We start from the raw sequence: 15,859 nt of genomic DNA on the forward strand, positions 1-15,859 counted from the left end.
TCTGGCACGGGGCCCCGCCCCCTCCGGACCACGGCCCCACACCGCACCCCAGCGGGTCGAGGACGCAGCCCCCCGGCACGGCCCGCAGGAGGCAGCCCCAGGCTCGGCCGGAGAACGCATCCCCCAGCCCTACCGGGGCTGCAACCGTTGAGGGGGGCTGGGGCGCAGCCCCCCGGCACGGCCCCGCGTCGCCCCCAGGACGTAGCCCTTGAAGGAGCCGCAAGGGGGCGCAGCCCCCGGCGGGGGTTTGGCCCCCGGCCCGGGCCCTCGCCCGGGGCCCGGTGGGGATCCGGGGGCGGGGCCCCCGGATTTCGGGTACCGCGCCGGAGGCGTTACGCCTCGTCGTCCACCCAGCTCATCAGCTGGCGCAGCCTCTTGCCGGTGGTCTCCAGCAGGTGGTCGCTGTCGGCCTTCTTGTACTCGTTGTACTTGGGCAGACCGGCGTTGTACTCGTTGATCCAGTTCTTGGCGAACGTACCGTCCTGGATCTCGCCGAGCACCTTCTTCATCTCCGCCTTGGTGGCGTCGTTGATGATGCGCGGGCCGGTGACGTAGTCACCCCACTCGGCGGTCTCCGAGACCGACCAGCGCATCTTCTCCAGACCGCCCTCGTACATCAGGTCCACGATCAGCTTCAGCTCGTGGAGGCACTCGAAGTACGCGATCTCCGGCTGGTAGCCCGCCTCGACCAGGGTCTCGAAACCTGCCTTGACCAGCGCGGACGCGCCACCGCACAGCACCGCCTGCTCGCCGAAGAGGTCGGTCTCGGTCTCCTCGGTGAAGGTGGTCTTGATGACACCGGCCCGGGTGCCGCCGATGCCCTTGGCGTACGACAGCGCGAGCGCGAACGCGTTGCCGCTCGCGTCCTGCTCCACCGCGACGATGCACGGAACGCCGCGGCCCTCCTCGTACTGGCGGCGGACCAGGTGGCCCGGGCCCTTGGGGGCGACCATGCACACGTCCACGTTCGCCGGGGGCTTGATCAGGTCGAAGCGGATGTTGAAGCCGTGCCCGAAGAACAGCGCGTCGCCGTCCTTGAGGTTGTCCTTGATGGACTCCTGGTAGACCTTGGCCTGGATCGGGTCCGGCACCAGGACCATGATCACGTCGGCCTCGGCGGCGGCCTCCGCCGGGGTGACCACGCGCAGCCCCTGCTCCTCGGCCTTCACTCGCGACCTGGAGCCCTCGGGGAGGCCGACGCGCACGTCGACGCCCGAGTCGCGCAGCGACAGCGCGTGGGCGTGGCCCTGGCTTCCGTAGCCGAGAACCGCGACCTTGCGGCCCTGGATGATGGACAGGTCGGCGTCTTCGTCGTAGAACAGCTCGGCCACTTGGGACTTCTCCTTGGCTGATGTGAAGGTTGTGCTTCCCACCGTATGCCGGTGGGCGCAAATGGGTCTTCGGGTCTCGCCATGCGGTCTACGACCGCTTACGCGCTCCGGTCCAGGGCGCGCAGCGAGCGGTCGGTGATGGAGCGGGCGCCCCGGCCTATGGCGATGGTGCCGGACTGGACCAGTTCCTTGATCCCGAACGGCTCCAGCATCTTCAGCAGAGCTTCCAGCTTCTCGGCGCCGCCGGTGGCCTCGATGGTGACCGCCTCCGGTGAGACGTCCACGGTCTTGGCGCGGAACAGCGAGACGATCTCGGTGATCTGCGAACGGGTCTCGTTGTCGGCACGAACCTTCACCAGAACGAGTTCCCGGTGCACCGCCGTTGACGGCTCAAGCTCGACGATCTTGAGTACGTTGATCAACTTGTTGAGCTGCTTGGTCACTTGCTCCAGCGGAAGCTCCTCCACCACGTTGACCACGATGGTGATGCGGGAGATGTCGGGGTGCTCCGTGGTGCCGACGGCGAGCGAGTCGATGTTGAAGCCGCGGCGCGAGAACAGCGCGGTGATCCGGGCCAGAACACCTGGCTTGTTCTCCACCAGGACGGAGAGCGTGTGCTTGGACATAACGGCGGGACTTCCTTCGCTTCTTCTCTCGGTCCTGGTCTCAGTCATCCATGTCGCCGAAGTCCGGGCGGACCCCGCGTGCGGCCATGACCTCGTCGTTGGAGGTACCGGCGGCGACCATCGGCCAGACCATCGCGTCCTCGTGGCAGATGAAGTCCACCACCACGGTCCGGTCGTTGATGGAGTTGGCCCTCTCGATCACGGCGTCGAGGTCGGCCGGATCCTCACAGCGGATGCCCACGCAGCCCATCGCCTCGGCGAGCTTGACGAAGTCGGGGGTGCGGGTGCCGAGGCCGGCCGCCTTCTCCGCGCCCGCGGCGGAGCCGCTATCGGACTCTGTCGGGCCGGAGTGCAGCACGGTGTTGGAGTAGCGCTCGTTGTAGAAGAGGGTCTGCCACTGGCGGACCATGCCCAGGGCGCCGTTGTTGATGATGGCGACCTTGATCGGGATGTTGTTCAGTGCGCAGGTGACCAGTTCCTGATTGGTCATCTGGAAGCAGCCGTCGCCGTCGATCGCCCAGACCGTCGCCTCCGGCATGCCCGCCTTGGCGCCCATCGCGGCCGGGACCGCGTAGCCCATGGTGCCGGCGCCACCGGAGTTCAACCAGGTGTACGGCTTCTCGTAGTTGATGTACTGCGAGGCCCACATCTGGTGCTGGCCGACACCGGCCGCGTAGATGGTGTGCTCCGGTGCGAGCCTGCCGATGCGCTCGATGACCTGCTGCGGGGAGAGGCTGCCGTCCTCGGGCAGGTCGTAGCCGAGCGGGTACGTCTTGCGCCACGAGTCGATCTGTCCCCACCATTCCGCGTAGTCACCGCGGTGGCCCGCCTCGTGCTCCGCCTGGACGGCGACGATCAGATCGGCGATGACCTCGCGGGCGTCACCGACGATCGGCACATCCGCGGCCCTGATCTTGCCGATCTCGGCCGGGTCGACATCGGCGTGCACGATCTTGGCGAACGGGGCGAAGGTGTCCACCCGGCCGGTGACGCGGTCGTCGAACCGGGCGCCGAGCGCGACCAGCAGATCGGCCTTCTGCAGGGCGGTGACCGCGGAGACCGCGCCGTGCATACCGGGCATGCCGACGTGCTGCGGGTGGCTGTCGGGGAAGGCGCCCAGCGCCATCAGCGTGGTGGTGACCGGGGCGCCGGTCAGTTCGGCGAGGATCCGCAGTTCCTCGGTGGCGTGCGCCTTCAGCACACCGCCGCCGACGTAGAGCACCGGCCGCTTGGCCTCGGCGATGAGCCTGGCGGCCTCGCGGATCTGCTTGGCGTGCGGCTTGGTCACCGGCCGGTAGCCGGGCAGGTCGGTCTGCGGCGGCCAGGTGAAGACGGTCTGCGCCTGCAGCGCGTCCTTGGCGATGTCGACCAGCACCGGGCCCGGGCGGCCGGTGGCGGCGATGTGGAACGCCTCGGCGATGGTGTGCGGGATGTCCTCGGCTTTGGTCACCAGGAAGTTGTGCTTGGTGATCGGCATGGTGATGCCGCAGATGTCCGCCTCCTGGAAGGCGTCCGTACCGATCGACTTGGAGCTGACCTGGCCGGTGATCGCGACCAGCGGCACCGAGTCCATGTGCGCGTCGGCGATCGGGGTCACCAGGTTGGTGGCACCGGGGCCCGAGGTGGCCATGCAGACGCCGACCTTGCCGGTGGCCTGCGCGTAGCCGGTGGCGGCGTGGCCCGCGCCCTGCTCATGGCGGACGAGGATGTGGCGCACGCGCTTCGAGTCGAACATCGGGTCGTAGGCGGGAAGGATGGCCCCGCCGGGAATGCCGAATACGGTGTCGGCGCCGACTTCCTCCAGAGAGCGGATGAGGGACTGGGCACCCGTCACATGCTCGGTGACGGGCTGTGCTGCCTGTGCCGCGCTGCGGGCCCGCGGCTGCGGATGGTGGGCCCCAGTGGCCTGCTCGGTCATCTGCGTTTCTCTTCTCGAAGAGGCCGCCCCGGCTCAATGGTATGAGGGGCGGTAGGTGCCAGTGCAACAAAAAACCCCTCGTGCCGTTAGGCAAGCGAGGGGAGCGCGCCGGTGCTGTCATCGGGGCGGGTGAGTGGCCCCGGATCAGCCGACGCGCTTTCCAAGTACGAGAATTCGGGTGCGCATGGCTCCGACCCTCCTCCCCCTTGGACATCAGTGTCAAGTGGGTGGGACGGTCGTCTCATTATGTGAGCGTGGTGCTCTTATGTGAGCGCGGTATTCGGCTGGTCAGGGGACACCCCCCTGAGTCCCAGTCCGCTACCCGCCGGTACGACGTCCCGTTCAGCGCACATCGGTACCGGATAGCCGCCGCGGGCCAGCGAGCCGCGCAACCGCGGTTCGTCCAGCGGCCCGGCGAACGCCATGCCCTGCCCGTGCGTACACCCCATCTCGCGCAACGCCACCACCTGTTCCGGCCGGTCCACCCCGTCGGCGACCGACCGCAGACCCAGATCGCGGGCGATCCGCAGCAGCCCGGCAGTGATCTTGTGTACTCGGGCCGACTCCACCAGATCCGCGGTGAAGGCCCGGTCCAGCCGCAGGACGTCGACCGGAAGCCGGCGTAGCGCGAGCATGCCCGCGTATCCGGTGCCGAAGCCCTCCAGCGCGATCGTCACCCCCGCCCGGCGCAGTGCGATCAGCCGCCGCTCCAACTCGTCCAGGCAGATCCGCGGATCATGGCCGGTGAGCGCCAGCACCAGCGCGCCGGCCGGTAGCTCATGGCGGGCCAGCAGCGACTCCACGCTCTTGGGCGGCAGATCGCGGCCCATCAGCCGACGCGCGGACATCCGCACCGAAACCGGCACCCGGTGCCCCAGGCGGTGCCGGTGTGCCGCCTGTTCGACGGCCTGCTCCAGCATCCAGCGGCTGACCTCGACGCGGTCCTCGTCCGCCTCCCGCCGACTGTCGGCCAGCCGCAGGAACTCGGCCGGAGTGAACAGGATGCCCTGCGCGGAGCGCCAGCGGGCCTGCGCCTCGACGGCGTCGACGACCCCGCTCTCCAGGTCCACCACAGGCTGGTGAAGCAGCGTGAACTCGCCCCTGTCCAGGGCGGTTCGCAGCCGCTCGGCCAGTTCCGCACGGCGCGCCACCTCGGCTTGCATCTGCGGCGCGTACAGCTCAACCCGGTTCTTCCCGGCGGACTTCGCCCGGTACATCGCCAGGTCGGCGTTGCGCATCAGCTCGGCCGGGCCGATGCCCGGCCCGGCGAAGGCGACGCCGATGCTGGCCGCCACCCGCACGGTGGTCTCCCCGACCCTCGGCCCGCCGTGCTCGGGGGAGGCGTTCCGCTCTGTGCCGCCATGCCCCTCGGCGGAGGCGCCGCGCGCCGCGGAACCGGCGAGGACCGCGTACGGCTCGGAGAGGGTGAGCCGCAGCCGTTCGGCGATCTCCACTATCTGCTGCTCGCGCACGTGCCGCTCGCCCTTGCCACCACAGATGAGGGCGGCGAATTCATCGCCGCCCAACCGTGCCGCCGTGTCGCCCGCCCGGACCGACTCTTGGAGCCTGCGGGCCGCCTGGATGAGGAGTTCGTCCCCCGCCTGGTGGCCGACGGTGTCGTTGACCGCCTTGAAGCCGTCCAGGTCGATGTAGAGCACGGCGGCGTCGCCGTCGTCGGCTCGGCGGCCGCCTAGCGCCTGGCGTACCCGCTCGGAGAACAGCGCGCGGTTGGGCAGGTCGGTGAGCGGGTCGTGGGAGGCGTTGTGCTGCAACTGGGCCTGCAGCCGCACCCGTTCGGTCACATCGCGGCTGTTGAAGATCAGGCCGCCCTGGTACCGGTTGACGGAGGACTCCACGTTGAGCCAGCCGCCGTCGCCTGAGCGGATCCGGCACTCGATACGGGTGGCGGGCTCCTCGGAGGGTGGCGCGGCGAGGAAGCGCCGTACCTCGTGCAGCACTCTGCCGAGGTCCTCCGGATGGATGTGCGAGGCGAGTTCGGTACCCACCATCTGCTCGGCGTCACGGCCGTAGACCCCCTTGGCGGCGGGGCTCACATACCGCAGCACGCCGGTGTTCGCGGCGATCATGATGACATCGCTGGACCCTTGGACCAGGGAGCGGAAGTGGTTCTCCTTCTGCGCCAGTTCCTGGGTGAGGGCGATGTTGTCGAGCAGCATGATGCCCTGGCGTGCGACCAGGACGAGGGCGACCGTACAGCCGGTGAACAGGACGACCCGGTCGATCTTCCGGCCGTTGAGCACGTTGTAGAGGATGCCCAACGTACAGACGGCGGCCGCGAGGTACGGGGTGAGCGCGCCGAGTGAACCGCTGCCCCTGCGGTCCGGGGAGCCGCGCGGTGGCGCCGTGCGGCGGCTGGTCTCGCGCTTGCCGACCCACGGCGCGTACGCCAGCAGTATGCTCCCGGCGAACCAGCCCGCGTCCAGGATCTGCCCCGAGCGGTAGTGCTCACGCAGCAGCGGAGAGGTGAACAGCGCGTCGCACACAACGGTCAGGGCGAGCGCGGCGATCGCGGTGTTCACCGCCGACCGGTTGGCCGAGGAGCGCCGGAAGTGCAGCACGAGGACCAGGGACACCAGCATGATGTCGAGTACCGGATAGGCCAGCGACAGCGCGATTCTGGCCGTACTGCGGCCGTCCCACTGCGCGGTACGGGCGAGCGCCAGGCTCCAGGTCAAGGTCAGCAGCGAGCCGCCGATCAGCCAGGCGTCAAGGCCGAGGCAGATCCAACCCGCCCTGTTCACCGGGCGTTTGGCGAGCACCAGCAGACCGATGATGGCCGGTGGAGCGAACATCAGGAAGCAGAAGTCGGCGGCGGAGGCACGCGGTACGGCCTCGCGCAGTACGACCTCGTACCATCCCCAGACGCCGTTGCCCGCCGCGACCATCGCGGAGGAGATGGCGAACAGCACCCAGGCGGGCCGGTTTCGGCCAGGAACGGCACGCGAGTACCACAGGCAGGAGACGCTGGCGGTCAGCGCGGCGGCGGACAGCCCGAAGTCGCCCATGAACTGCGCGAGCGTGGGCGTGCCCCAGCCGAGGGCGGCACCGGTGGCGTATCCGCCGCAGAGCACGGCAACGAGGAGTTGGGGCACGAGTGCCGTCCGGCCGCTGGCAGCGGCGGGACCGGAGAGCACCGCCCCGGACGCGCTCACCCGACCGCCCGGCACCGCACTCGGCGGTGTGTCCGTACCGGTGTGAGTCTCCATTGGCCGCACATCGCCCGTCATCCCCCTCGCGTCCTGAAGCGTCCGGTGTCGGCTACCGATCGGACTCTTCGTACCGGTGCGCGTAGTTCGTTTCCGGTGCGCGCCTGGGCCGCAGCGTGGCCTGTTCGGCGCACCCCCGCTCGGGACAATACACCAGACTCGTCACTCAGGGACATACCTTCTCTACACAGCGTAACCAGGCGGATGATGGCGGTTTCAGAGCGTGTTCATCTGGTGCCGTTCGGTCAGATCTTCGGGTGCTCAGGGGGCGCTGATGATGTTGTGTAGCGGCTCCCCGGTGAGGTAGCGGCGCAGTTGCCCACACAGCAAGCGCCCGGCGCGCGGCGGGAACGCCGAGGAACTACCACCCACATGCGGGGTGATGAGTACGCCCGGCGCGTGCCACAGCGGATGCCCCGGAGGAAGCGGTTCCGGATCGGTGACGTCGAGCGCGGCGCACAACCGTCCGGACTCCAACTCGCCCAGCAGCGCCTTGGTGTCCACGACGCCGCCGCGCCCCACGTTGACCAGTAGCGCGCCGTCCGGCAGCCGGGCCAGGAAGCCGGCGTTGACCAGGTTGCGGGTCTCCTCGGTCAGCGGTGTCACCAGGATCACCACATCGACGCCGGGCAGCAGGTCCGGCAGCTCCGTCACGGCGTGCACCGGACCGCGTTCGGTGTCGCGCGCCGAGCGTGCGACCCGCACCACCTGGCACTCGAAGGGGGCGAGCCGGTCCTCGACGGCGGCGCCGATCGCACCGTAGCCGACGATGAGGACGGTCTTGTCGGCGAGCGCCGGATACATCCCGGCGTACCACTTCTCGCCGTCCTGACCCCGTACGAAGCGGGGGATGCCGCGCAGCGAGGCGAGGGTGAGGGTGACGGCGAGCTCGGCGGTGCTGGCGTCGTGCACCCCGCGCGCGTTGCACAGCACCGCGTCCGGCGGCACATGGTCCTGTACGTGGTCGATCCCGGCGGTGAGCGTCTGTACGACGCGCGGCCGGGCGCCGTGCCGCAGCGGCCGGGTGGCGATCTCGGCGCCGCGCATGTACGGCGGTACGTAGAAGTCGATGTCGCGCGGATCGGCGGGGAACTCGTCCTCGCCGTCCCAGTACACGTACTGCGGCCCCTCGGGGAGCCCGTCGATGGCGGCGGGGTCGATCGGCAGCCATACCGTCAGGGGGATGTTCACGCTTCGCACCATGTTCAGGAGGCTATGCGACAGCCTGTACGACCGCGCCCGCCACAAGGGCGTTACCTTGGGGTTCGCCTCCGGGTCAACCGCTACGCGAAGCGTCTTCGCTGAGTGTGGTGGTGGGGTGACGGGGAGGGGATGACGAGGAGGACGGGGCCAGGTGGAGCGCAGGACAATCGGTGCGGCAGTCCTTGAAGTGGGCGCGGTGGGGCTGGGTTGCATGCCGATGAGCTGGGCGTACACCACTTCGCAGCAGGAGGGCGAGGGCTCGCTACGGGCCGTACACGCGGCGCTCGACGCCGGGGTGTCGCTGATCGACACGGCCGACATGTACGGCCCGTTCACCAATGAGCTACTGGTGGGGCGGGTGTTGAAGGAGCGGCGGAGCGACGTCTTCGTCTCGACCAAGTGCGGGCTGCTCGTCGGCGACCAGCACATCGTGGCCAACGGCCGCCCCGGCTACATCAGGCGGGCCTGCGACGCCTCGCTACGGCGGCTGCAGACCGATGTGATCGACCTGTACCAGCTGCACCGGGTCGACCCCGAGGTGCCGATCGAGGAGACCTGGGGCGCGATGGCGGAACTGGTCGCCGTGGGGAAGGTGCGTTCGCTCGGGTTGTGCGCGGTGGGCGCACGCGGCAACCGGCGCAACGGCACGGGGCTGCACGCCGAGACGGTGCGCCAACTGGGGCGGGCACAGCAGGTGTTCCCGGTCAGCTGTGTGCAGGCCGAGCTGTCGGTGTGGGCACCGGAGGCGCTGGACGAACTGCTTCCGTGGTGCACGGCGCGCGGAATCGGCCTCATCGCCGCGATGCCGCTGGGCAACGGCTTCCTGACCGGCACGCTCACCCCGGGTCAGGGCTTCGAACCGGACGATGTCCGGGCCCGGCACCCGCGGTTCACGGCCGAGATGATGGCCGCGAACCAGCCCATCGTGGCTGGTCTGCGGCGAATAGCCGCCCGGTACGAGGCGACCCCCGGCCAGGTCGCCCTCGCCTGGGTGCTGGCCCAGGGGCGGCATGTGGTGCCGGTACCGGGTACGAAGAAGTCCCACTGGACGCGGGAGAACGCCGCCGCGGCGGCGCTGCGGCTGACCGCCGACGACCTCGCGGAAATCGCGACCTTGCCGCCCGCCAAGGGGTCTTGGGACTGAGCGTTCGCCCGGGGCGGCCGGTGGTTGCGGGTGGTGCGGTACCGCCGGGCCGCACCGTCGTGGTCACTCGCCGTCGCGACGGGCCTTTCTTGGGGGCAAGCCCCCAAACCCCCAGGGCGTGGGGAGCCTGCCCCGACTGGAGCTCCCACGGAGGGGCACCGCCGGTCCGCGCCGTGGCGCTGGTAGGAGACCTTCCGCGCCCAGGCGAGCAGTACCAGAACCCCGCCGCGACGGCCGGCAACCACAACGGCGTGAACCGGCCGCCAGCACGCCGCCCCAATGCACAACACCCCGGCGAGTTACGGCCGTTCGGCACTCCCGGTCCGCACCGTGGGACCACGCGCCGTGGCACTGGTAAGAGATCCTCCGCGCCCAGGCGAGCGGTACCAGAACCCCGCCACGACGGCCGGCAACCACAACGGCGTGAACCGGCCGCCAGCAGGCCGCCCCAACCCACAACACCCCGGCGGTGCGCGGGCGGCCTCATGGCCGAGGCCCGCCCGACAGGCACTGTCGCGGCGGGGACGCGCGCCCCACCCCCGTGGGGGCACGCGCCTCCCGCCGCCGTCAGTTGGCCGCGGTCGCCGACTCCGCGGTGAACAGCCGCAGCCGGTGTGCCAGGGCCGCCGCCTCGCCCCGGCCCGAGACGCCCAACTTGGCCAGGATGTTGGAGACATGGACGCTCGCCGTCTTCGGCGAGATGAACAGCTCCTCGGCGATACGGCGATTGCTCTGCCCCGCCGCGACAAGGCGCAGCACATCGCGTTCGCGCGGCGTGAGGCCCAACTCCTCCGCCGGTTCGGGCTCGTTGTCGGGGAGCGGCTCGCCCAGCGGCAGCCGGGCGCGCCTGGCCAGCAGCTCGATGCCCTCGCGCAGCGGACCGGCGCCGATGCGCTCGGCGGCTGCGTGTGCCAGGGCGAGCGGCCGCGCGGCGCACTGCCGGTCCGCGCCGTCCGTGCCGGGGGCGAGCAGCGCCTCCGCCCAGCGGTACTGGGCCAGCGCCAACTGGTAGGGGCGCTCGACGGGTTCGACGGCCGCGGTGACCTCCGCCCAGAGCTCGGCGGTGTCCCGGCCTTCGGCGCGCAGCAGTTCGGCGTCCACCAGGCGGGCGTGCGCGTCCCATACCGGAAGTCGGCCGGGCAGCCGCCGGGCCGCGGTCCGTATGCGGCCGAGGACCTCGGCACGGTCCGGTTCGGCGGCGGGCAGTCCGCGGGCGTCCGCCTCGGCGCTGGCCGCCGAGAGCAGCAGCGGCCAGGCGTAGCGCTGCGCACCCGGTGGGAAGCCCGCCGCGAGCGCTTCGTCCAGCGCGGCGCGGACGTCCTTGATCCGGCCGCGGGCCGCCGCGAGGCTGAGGGTGTGCCGGAGTACGGGGATGGTGTACTGCGGCTGCGGATCATGGGTGCCGTAGTGCTCGCGGGCGACCGTCAGTTCCCGCTCGGCGGCGTCCAGCTCGCCGCGGCCCAGGGCGAGTTCGGCGAGCCGACTGGCGGCGGTGGCCCGGGGCTTGGCGCCGGCGGCCAGGCGGCGCGCGGCCAGCGCCGCTTCCTCGGCCTCGGCCCAGCGCCCGAGTGAGAGCAGCGACTCCGCGAGGTTGCAGTACGACCGCGCCCTGGCGTCGGACAGCCCGAACCGGCGCACCACCTCGACGCCCTTGAGCGCCGCCTCCACCGCCTGGGTGGAGTGGCCGACGCCTTCGAGGGCGGAGGCGTAGTTGACGTAGGCGCGGCCGAGCACGCTGACGTTGCCGAGTTCGGTGACCCGCTCGCAGAGCTCCGCCATCTCGGCCAGGCCGCCCGCGACATCGCCGGAGTCGACCTTGAGCCAGCCGAGGGTGAGGCGGGCGTGCAGTTCGGTGCCCTCGGCGCCGACCAACCGGGCCAGCTCCACCGCCCGTTCCGCGGTGACGAAGGCCTCGGGCCCCGGCTCGTGCATCATGCTCCAGCCAGCGACCTGCGCCAGCACGTCGGCGTGCACGGCGGACGGCGGCAGGCCGCGCACCAGCTCCTGGGCGCGGCTGAGTTCCGCCCAGCCGTCGCCGCGGCCCAGTCCCTCTATCAGCTTGCCGCGCTGGGTCCAGAACCAGGCGGCGCGCAGGGGATCGGCGCCGCCGTCCAGCGCGCGCAGCGCCCGTTTGATGACGGCGAGCGCACGCTCCCGCTGCCCGGACAGATGGGCGGCGACCACCGTCTCGGCGAGCAGGTCGAGATGGCTCAGGGCCTGGTCGTCGCAGCCGCAGGCCGGGTACACCTCTGCGTAGTCGAAGGGCCGCTGCGCCTGGCGTATCTCCGGCGGATTGTCCTCCCACAGCTCCAACGCCCGCTCCAGCAGCCGCATTTGCTCGGCGTAGGCGTATCGACGGCGGGCCTCGACGGAGGCGGCAAGCACGGCGGGCAGCGCCTTGGCCGGGTCGTGTGCGTGGTACCAGTAGCTGGCGAGCCGGGCGGCGCGTTCATCGGCCCGTACCAGACCGGGGTCGGCCTCCAGGGCTTCGGCGTAGCGCCGGTTGAGGCGGGTGCGCTCGCCGGGCAGCAGATCGTCGACGACGGCCTCGCGGACCAGGGCGTGCCGGAACCGGTAGCCGTCGCCATCCGCGGTGGGCAGCAGGATGTTGGCGCCAACGGCGTCCCGCAGCGCCTCGATCAACTGGTCCTCACCCAGTCCCGCCACGGCCGCCAGCAGTGGGTACTCCACTTCGGAGCCGCCCTTGGCGGCGATCCGCACCACCCGCCCGGCGTCCTCCGGCAGCGCCTCGACCCGTACCAGCAGCAGGTCGCGCAGCGACTCGCTGAGCCCGGTCTCGCACCCCTGGGCGATGCTGCAGGCCAGTTCCTCGACGAAGAACGCGTTTCCCTCGGAGCGCTCGAAGACCCGGTCGACCAGCGCCTGGCCGGGTTCTGAGCCGTTGATCCCGGCCATCTGGGCCTGCACCTCGGCCCGGTTGAAGCGGGACAGCTCGATGCGGCGCACGGTGCGCATGCGGTCGAGCTCGGCGAGGAACGGCCGCAGCGGGTGGCGGCGGTGGATGTCGTCGGAGCGGTAGGTGACGACCACGACCAGATGGGCGCGGTGCAGCGAGCGGAAGAGGTAGCTGAGCAGTTCACGGGTGGAGCTGTCGGCCCAGTGCAGGTCCTCGATCGCGACCACGAGGGTGCGGTCCGCCGCGAGCCGTTCGAGCAGCCGCGCGGTCAGCTCGAACAGCCTTACCCGGCCGGTCTCGTTGTGCGCTTCGCGGGTGGCCTCGCCCAACTCCGGCAGTAGACGGGCCAGTTCGCCCTCCAGTCCGGCGGCGGCGGTGGCCAGCTCGTCGCCGAGCTGCCGGTGCAGGGCGCGCAGCACGGTGGCCACCGGGGCGAACGGCAGGCCGTCGGCGCCCATTTCGACGCAGCCGCCGATCGCGGTGACCGCGCCCGCCGCACAGGAGCGGGCGAGGAACTCCTCGATGAGCCGGGTCTTGCCGACCCCCGCCTCACCGCCGATCATCAGCGCCTGCGGCTCGCCCGCGCGGGCGCGGGCGAGCGCGGCGTCGAGCGTGGTCAGCTCGCGGATGCGGCCGACGAACACCGGGGATACGGACTGCGTCTGCACGATGCTGAGCATCGCACAGGGGTCTGACAATCCGGTGGGCCTCGATCGGCGGACCGGGACGGCGGTCACCGTACCGAAGGGTCAGGCGGCCAGGCGCGGACGGATGAGAGAGCGCAGCCGGGCCACCGCGCCTGTGCGGGCCGCCGGTGCGGTCTGCGGCTGGCCGCCCCGCCCCTGCCGCGCCTCCTGGGCCTGCCGCCACTGGTAGGCGGCCTGCCGCAGTTCGGCCGCGCGGGACCGGGCCTCGGACTCGTAGTAGTACATGACTCCCCCTGTGAACTCGGTGACTTCGGCTTGTCGAACTGCCTCAAGCCTCGTCCCCAAGGGGGCCGCGCCGCATCGGGCGACTTCCCGATCTATGCGGTGTCGGGTGCCTTAGGCCGCAGGTCGTCGTGCGGTTGGGGGTCCTTAGGCGGCGTCGGGGCCACCTCAGCCTCGGGCGCCTCGATGCTGATCCGGGGCAGTCTGCGCTCCAGCCACCCGGGCAGCCACCAGTTGGCGCCACCGAGCAGATGCATCAGCGCCGGTACCAGCAGGGTGCGCAGGACGAAGGCGTCGAGCGCCACCGCGGCCGCGAGTCCGATGCCGAACATCGCGATCACCCGGTCGCCGCTGAGCACGAACGCGAGGAACACCGAAATCATGATCACCGCGGCCGAGTTGATCACCCGGCTGGTCTCGGCCAGCCCGATCCGTACCGCCCGCCGGTTGTCGCGCGTCTCGCGCCACTCCTCGTACATCCGGCTCACCAGGAACACCTGGTAGTCCATGGAGAGCCCGAACAGCACCGACACCATGATCACCGGTAGGAACGGCTCGATGGGACCGGCTCGGCCGAGGCCCAGCAGTTCGCTGCCCCAGCCCCATTGGAAGATCGCCACGACCACCCCGAAGGACGAGGCGACGGCGGCGACGTTCATCAGCGCGGCCTTCAGCGGGATGCCGAGGCTGCGGAAGGCGAGCAGCAGCAGCACGCCGCCCAGCGTGATCACCACGCCGACGAAGACCGGCAGCTTGCTGACGATCACGGAGGCGAAGTCGTCGTAGCCCGCGGTGACACCGCCCACCTGCACCCGAAGGTCCGTGCCCGCCTCGGCGGCCGGGACCACGTCGTGCCGCAGCCGGTTGATCAGGTCGCTGGTGGCCTGGGACTGCGGGGCGGTGCTGGGCACCACGGTCAGCACCGTGACGTCGCCGGAGCGCTGGGCGGTCCCGGCGGCCACCGAGGCGACGCCGTGGGTGTCACGCAGTGTGTCGGTCAGCTTGTCCAGCGCGACCTTGTCGGCCGCGTCGTCGGTCTGTGCGACCAGCTGCAGCGGACCGTTGACGCCCGGCCCGAAGCCGTGTGCGACCAGGTCGTACGCTTTGCGGGTGGTGGAGGTCGCCGGGTCGTTGCCCTGGTCGGAGGTGCCCAGGCGCATCGACAGCACGGGCACCGCCAGCGTCAGCATGACCACTGCCGCCACACCGGCCAGCAGTTTCGGGTGGCGTTCGACGAAGCTCGACCAGCGGGCGGCCAGGCCGGTGGGCAGCTCCGGCTGCGGTCCGTGTTCGGCGAGCCGCCGCCGTTCGCGCTTGCTGAGCGCGTACTTGCCGATGATGCCAAGCAGCGCGGGCAGCAGGGTGACCGAGGCGGCGACGGTCAGCAGGACGGTCATCGCGGCCGCGATCGCGACGCCGGTGAGGAAGCTCAGCCGCAGCACGAGCATGCCCAGCACCGCCACGCACACGGTGCCGCCCGCGAACACCACCGCACGCCCCGAGGTGGCGACGGCACGCTCCGCCGCCTCCTGGACGTCCAGCCCGCGCCGTAGGCCCCTTCGGTGCCGGGTGACGATGAACAGCGCGTAGTCGATGCCGACGCCAAGGCCGATCAACGTGCCGAGCATCGGTGCGAAGTTGGCGATGCTCATGACATGGCTGAGCAGTTGGATGCCCATCGTGGCCGCGCCGACGCTGACCACAGCGGTCACGATCGGCAGACACATCGCCGCCAGTGAGCCGAACGCCACGAAGAGCACGACGGCGGCCACCGCCACCCCGACGACCTCGCTGAGCTGCCCGCTCGACGGCTGGGTGAGCGCGATGGCGTCGCCGCCCAGCTCGACCTGGAGGTTCTTGGTCGCCGCGGCCTTCGCGGTGGCCACCACCTGCCGTACCTGGCCGGCCTTGAGGTGCTCGGCGTCCTTTGCGAAGGTGACGGTGGCGTACGCGGTGTGTCCGTCCCGGCTGATCTGCGCGGCACCGCCGTCGGCCGTCCTGGCCGCCGTGCCGTACGGGTTGCTGACACCGGTGACGCCGGGCAGATGGGAGACCTGGTCGAGCGCGTGGCTGACGCGCTGCTCGACGGCGGCGGCGCGGACCGTGCCATGCGCGGAGTGCCAGACGATGGTGTCGGACGAGCCCGCCGCACCCGGGAACGCCTTGCCCAGCAGCGCTGCCGCCCGACCGGCTTCGGTGCCCGGCACGTCGTAGCTGCTGGAGTACGCGGAGCCGGTGGCGAAGGCCGCCGTGGTGAGCCCGGCGAACGCCGCGAGCCAGAGCACGATGACGGCTAGGCGGCGGTGCAGACACCACCGGGCGAGTACGGCCATTCCCCTGCTTCCTGGAACTTCTCTACCAAACAGATCTTTCAGGGGTAATGCCCTCAAAGAACCTCGGGTACAGCGGTCCACTGTGGCAGCCGAAAAAGATCCTTTGCGGCTTTCGTGGGCTTCCTCACACATGCGGGCGGGAATTCTCAGCAGCCCTTCATCGGAGCCTTATCCAGCCCATACACGGGGGCGGCGACCCGGTGAACCGGATCGCCGCCCCCGTTGCCTACG

At 70.8% G+C, this 15,859-nt stretch carries 9 protein-coding genes; 1 reads left to right on the forward strand and 8 read right to left on the reverse strand.

Annotated elements, in window-relative coordinates; genetic code table 11:
• Window positions 1–332: 332 nt before the first annotated feature.
• From ilvC to P2L57_RS00515, 5 genes are all read right to left on the reverse strand, one after another.
• Window positions 333–1,331 (reverse strand): ketol-acid reductoisomerase, encoded by a 999-nt coding sequence (ilvC, locus tag P2L57_RS00495; protein WP_275806393.1) that lies wholly within the window; start codon window positions 1,329–1,331, stop codon window positions 333–335.
• A gap of 98 nt (window positions 1,332–1,429) precedes the next feature.
• Window positions 1,430–1,957, reverse strand: a complete 528-nt coding sequence (gene ilvN / locus P2L57_RS00500; RefSeq protein WP_275806395.1) for an acetolactate synthase small subunit — start codon at window positions 1,955–1,957, stop codon at window positions 1,430–1,432.
• A gap of 40 nt (window positions 1,958–1,997) precedes the next feature.
• Window positions 1,998–3,875, reverse strand: a complete 1,878-nt coding sequence (locus P2L57_RS00505) for an acetolactate synthase large subunit (RefSeq protein ID WP_275806397.1) — start codon at window positions 3,873–3,875, stop codon at window positions 1,998–2,000.
• 263 nt (window positions 3,876–4,138) lie between these two features.
• Window positions 4,139–7,048, reverse strand: coding sequence for a putative bifunctional diguanylate cyclase/phosphodiesterase (locus tag P2L57_RS00510; protein WP_275807565.1), 2,910 nt, complete (start codon window positions 7,046–7,048; stop codon window positions 4,139–4,141).
• A 315-nt stretch (window positions 7,049–7,363) separates the two neighbouring features.
• A complete protein-coding gene (locus P2L57_RS00515) occupies window positions 7,364–8,305 on the reverse strand; it encodes a 2-hydroxyacid dehydrogenase (RefSeq protein WP_372515561.1) in 942 nt (313 codons plus the stop codon).
• A 151-nt stretch (window positions 8,306–8,456) separates the two neighbouring features.
• On the opposite strand from P2L57_RS00515, the gene P2L57_RS00520 reads away from it, so the two are divergent.
• The gene (locus P2L57_RS00520) at window positions 8,457–9,449 is read left to right on the forward strand and encodes an aldo/keto reductase (RefSeq protein ID WP_275806399.1); all 993 of its coding nucleotides are present in this window, start codon (window positions 8,457–8,459) and stop codon (window positions 9,447–9,449) included.
• Window positions 9,450–10,016: 567 nt separating this feature from the next.
• On the opposite strand, the gene P2L57_RS00525 is transcribed toward P2L57_RS00520, so the two are convergent.
• From P2L57_RS00525 to P2L57_RS00535, 3 genes are all read right to left on the reverse strand, one after another.
• Complete coding sequence (locus P2L57_RS00525; RefSeq protein WP_275806401.1) at window positions 10,017–13,046, reverse strand: helix-turn-helix transcriptional regulator; 3,030 nt, start codon at window positions 13,044–13,046, stop codon at window positions 10,017–10,019.
• 69 nt (window positions 13,047–13,115) lie between these two features.
• Window positions 13,116–13,298 carry a hypothetical protein gene (locus tag P2L57_RS00530; protein WP_275806403.1) on the reverse strand — a complete coding sequence of 61 codons (183 nt, stop codon included), beginning with the start codon at window positions 13,296–13,298 and terminating at the stop codon, window positions 13,116–13,118.
• A gap of 92 nt (window positions 13,299–13,390) precedes the next feature.
• Complete coding sequence (locus P2L57_RS00535; RefSeq protein WP_275806405.1) at window positions 13,391–15,628, reverse strand: MMPL family transporter; 2,238 nt, start codon at window positions 15,626–15,628, stop codon at window positions 13,391–13,393.
• Window positions 15,629–15,859: the final 231 nt, after the last annotated feature.

It is taken from the genome of Streptantibioticus ferralitis (genome assembly GCF_029223525.1).
Taxonomy (GTDB): domain Bacteria; phylum Actinomycetota; class Actinomycetes; order Streptomycetales; family Streptomycetaceae; genus Streptantibioticus_A; species Streptantibioticus_A ferralitis.

Bases quoted from the DNA above. Each gene is read 5' to 3' on its own strand.
- ilvN (WP_275806395.1), bottom strand. From the start codon at position 1,957: ATGTCCAAGCACACGCTCTCCGTCCTGGTGGAGAACAAGCCAGGTGTT.
- P2L57_RS00505 (WP_275806397.1), bottom strand. From the start codon at position 3,875: ATGACCGAGCAGGCCACTGGGGCCCACCATCCGCAGCCGCGGGCCCGC.
- P2L57_RS00515 (WP_372515561.1), bottom strand. From the start codon at position 8,305: ATGGTGCGAAGCGTGAACATCCCCCTGACGGTATGGCTGCCGATCGAC.
- P2L57_RS00525 (WP_275806401.1), bottom strand. From the start codon at position 13,046: ATGCTCAGCATCGTGCAGACGCAGTCCGTATCCCCGGTGTTCGTCGGC.
- P2L57_RS00530 (WP_275806403.1), bottom strand. From the start codon at position 13,298: ATGTACTACTACGAGTCCGAGGCCCGGTCCCGCGCGGCCGAACTGCGG.
- P2L57_RS00535 (WP_275806405.1), bottom strand. From the start codon at position 15,628: ATGGCCGTACTCGCCCGGTGGTGTCTGCACCGCCGCCTAGCCGTCATC.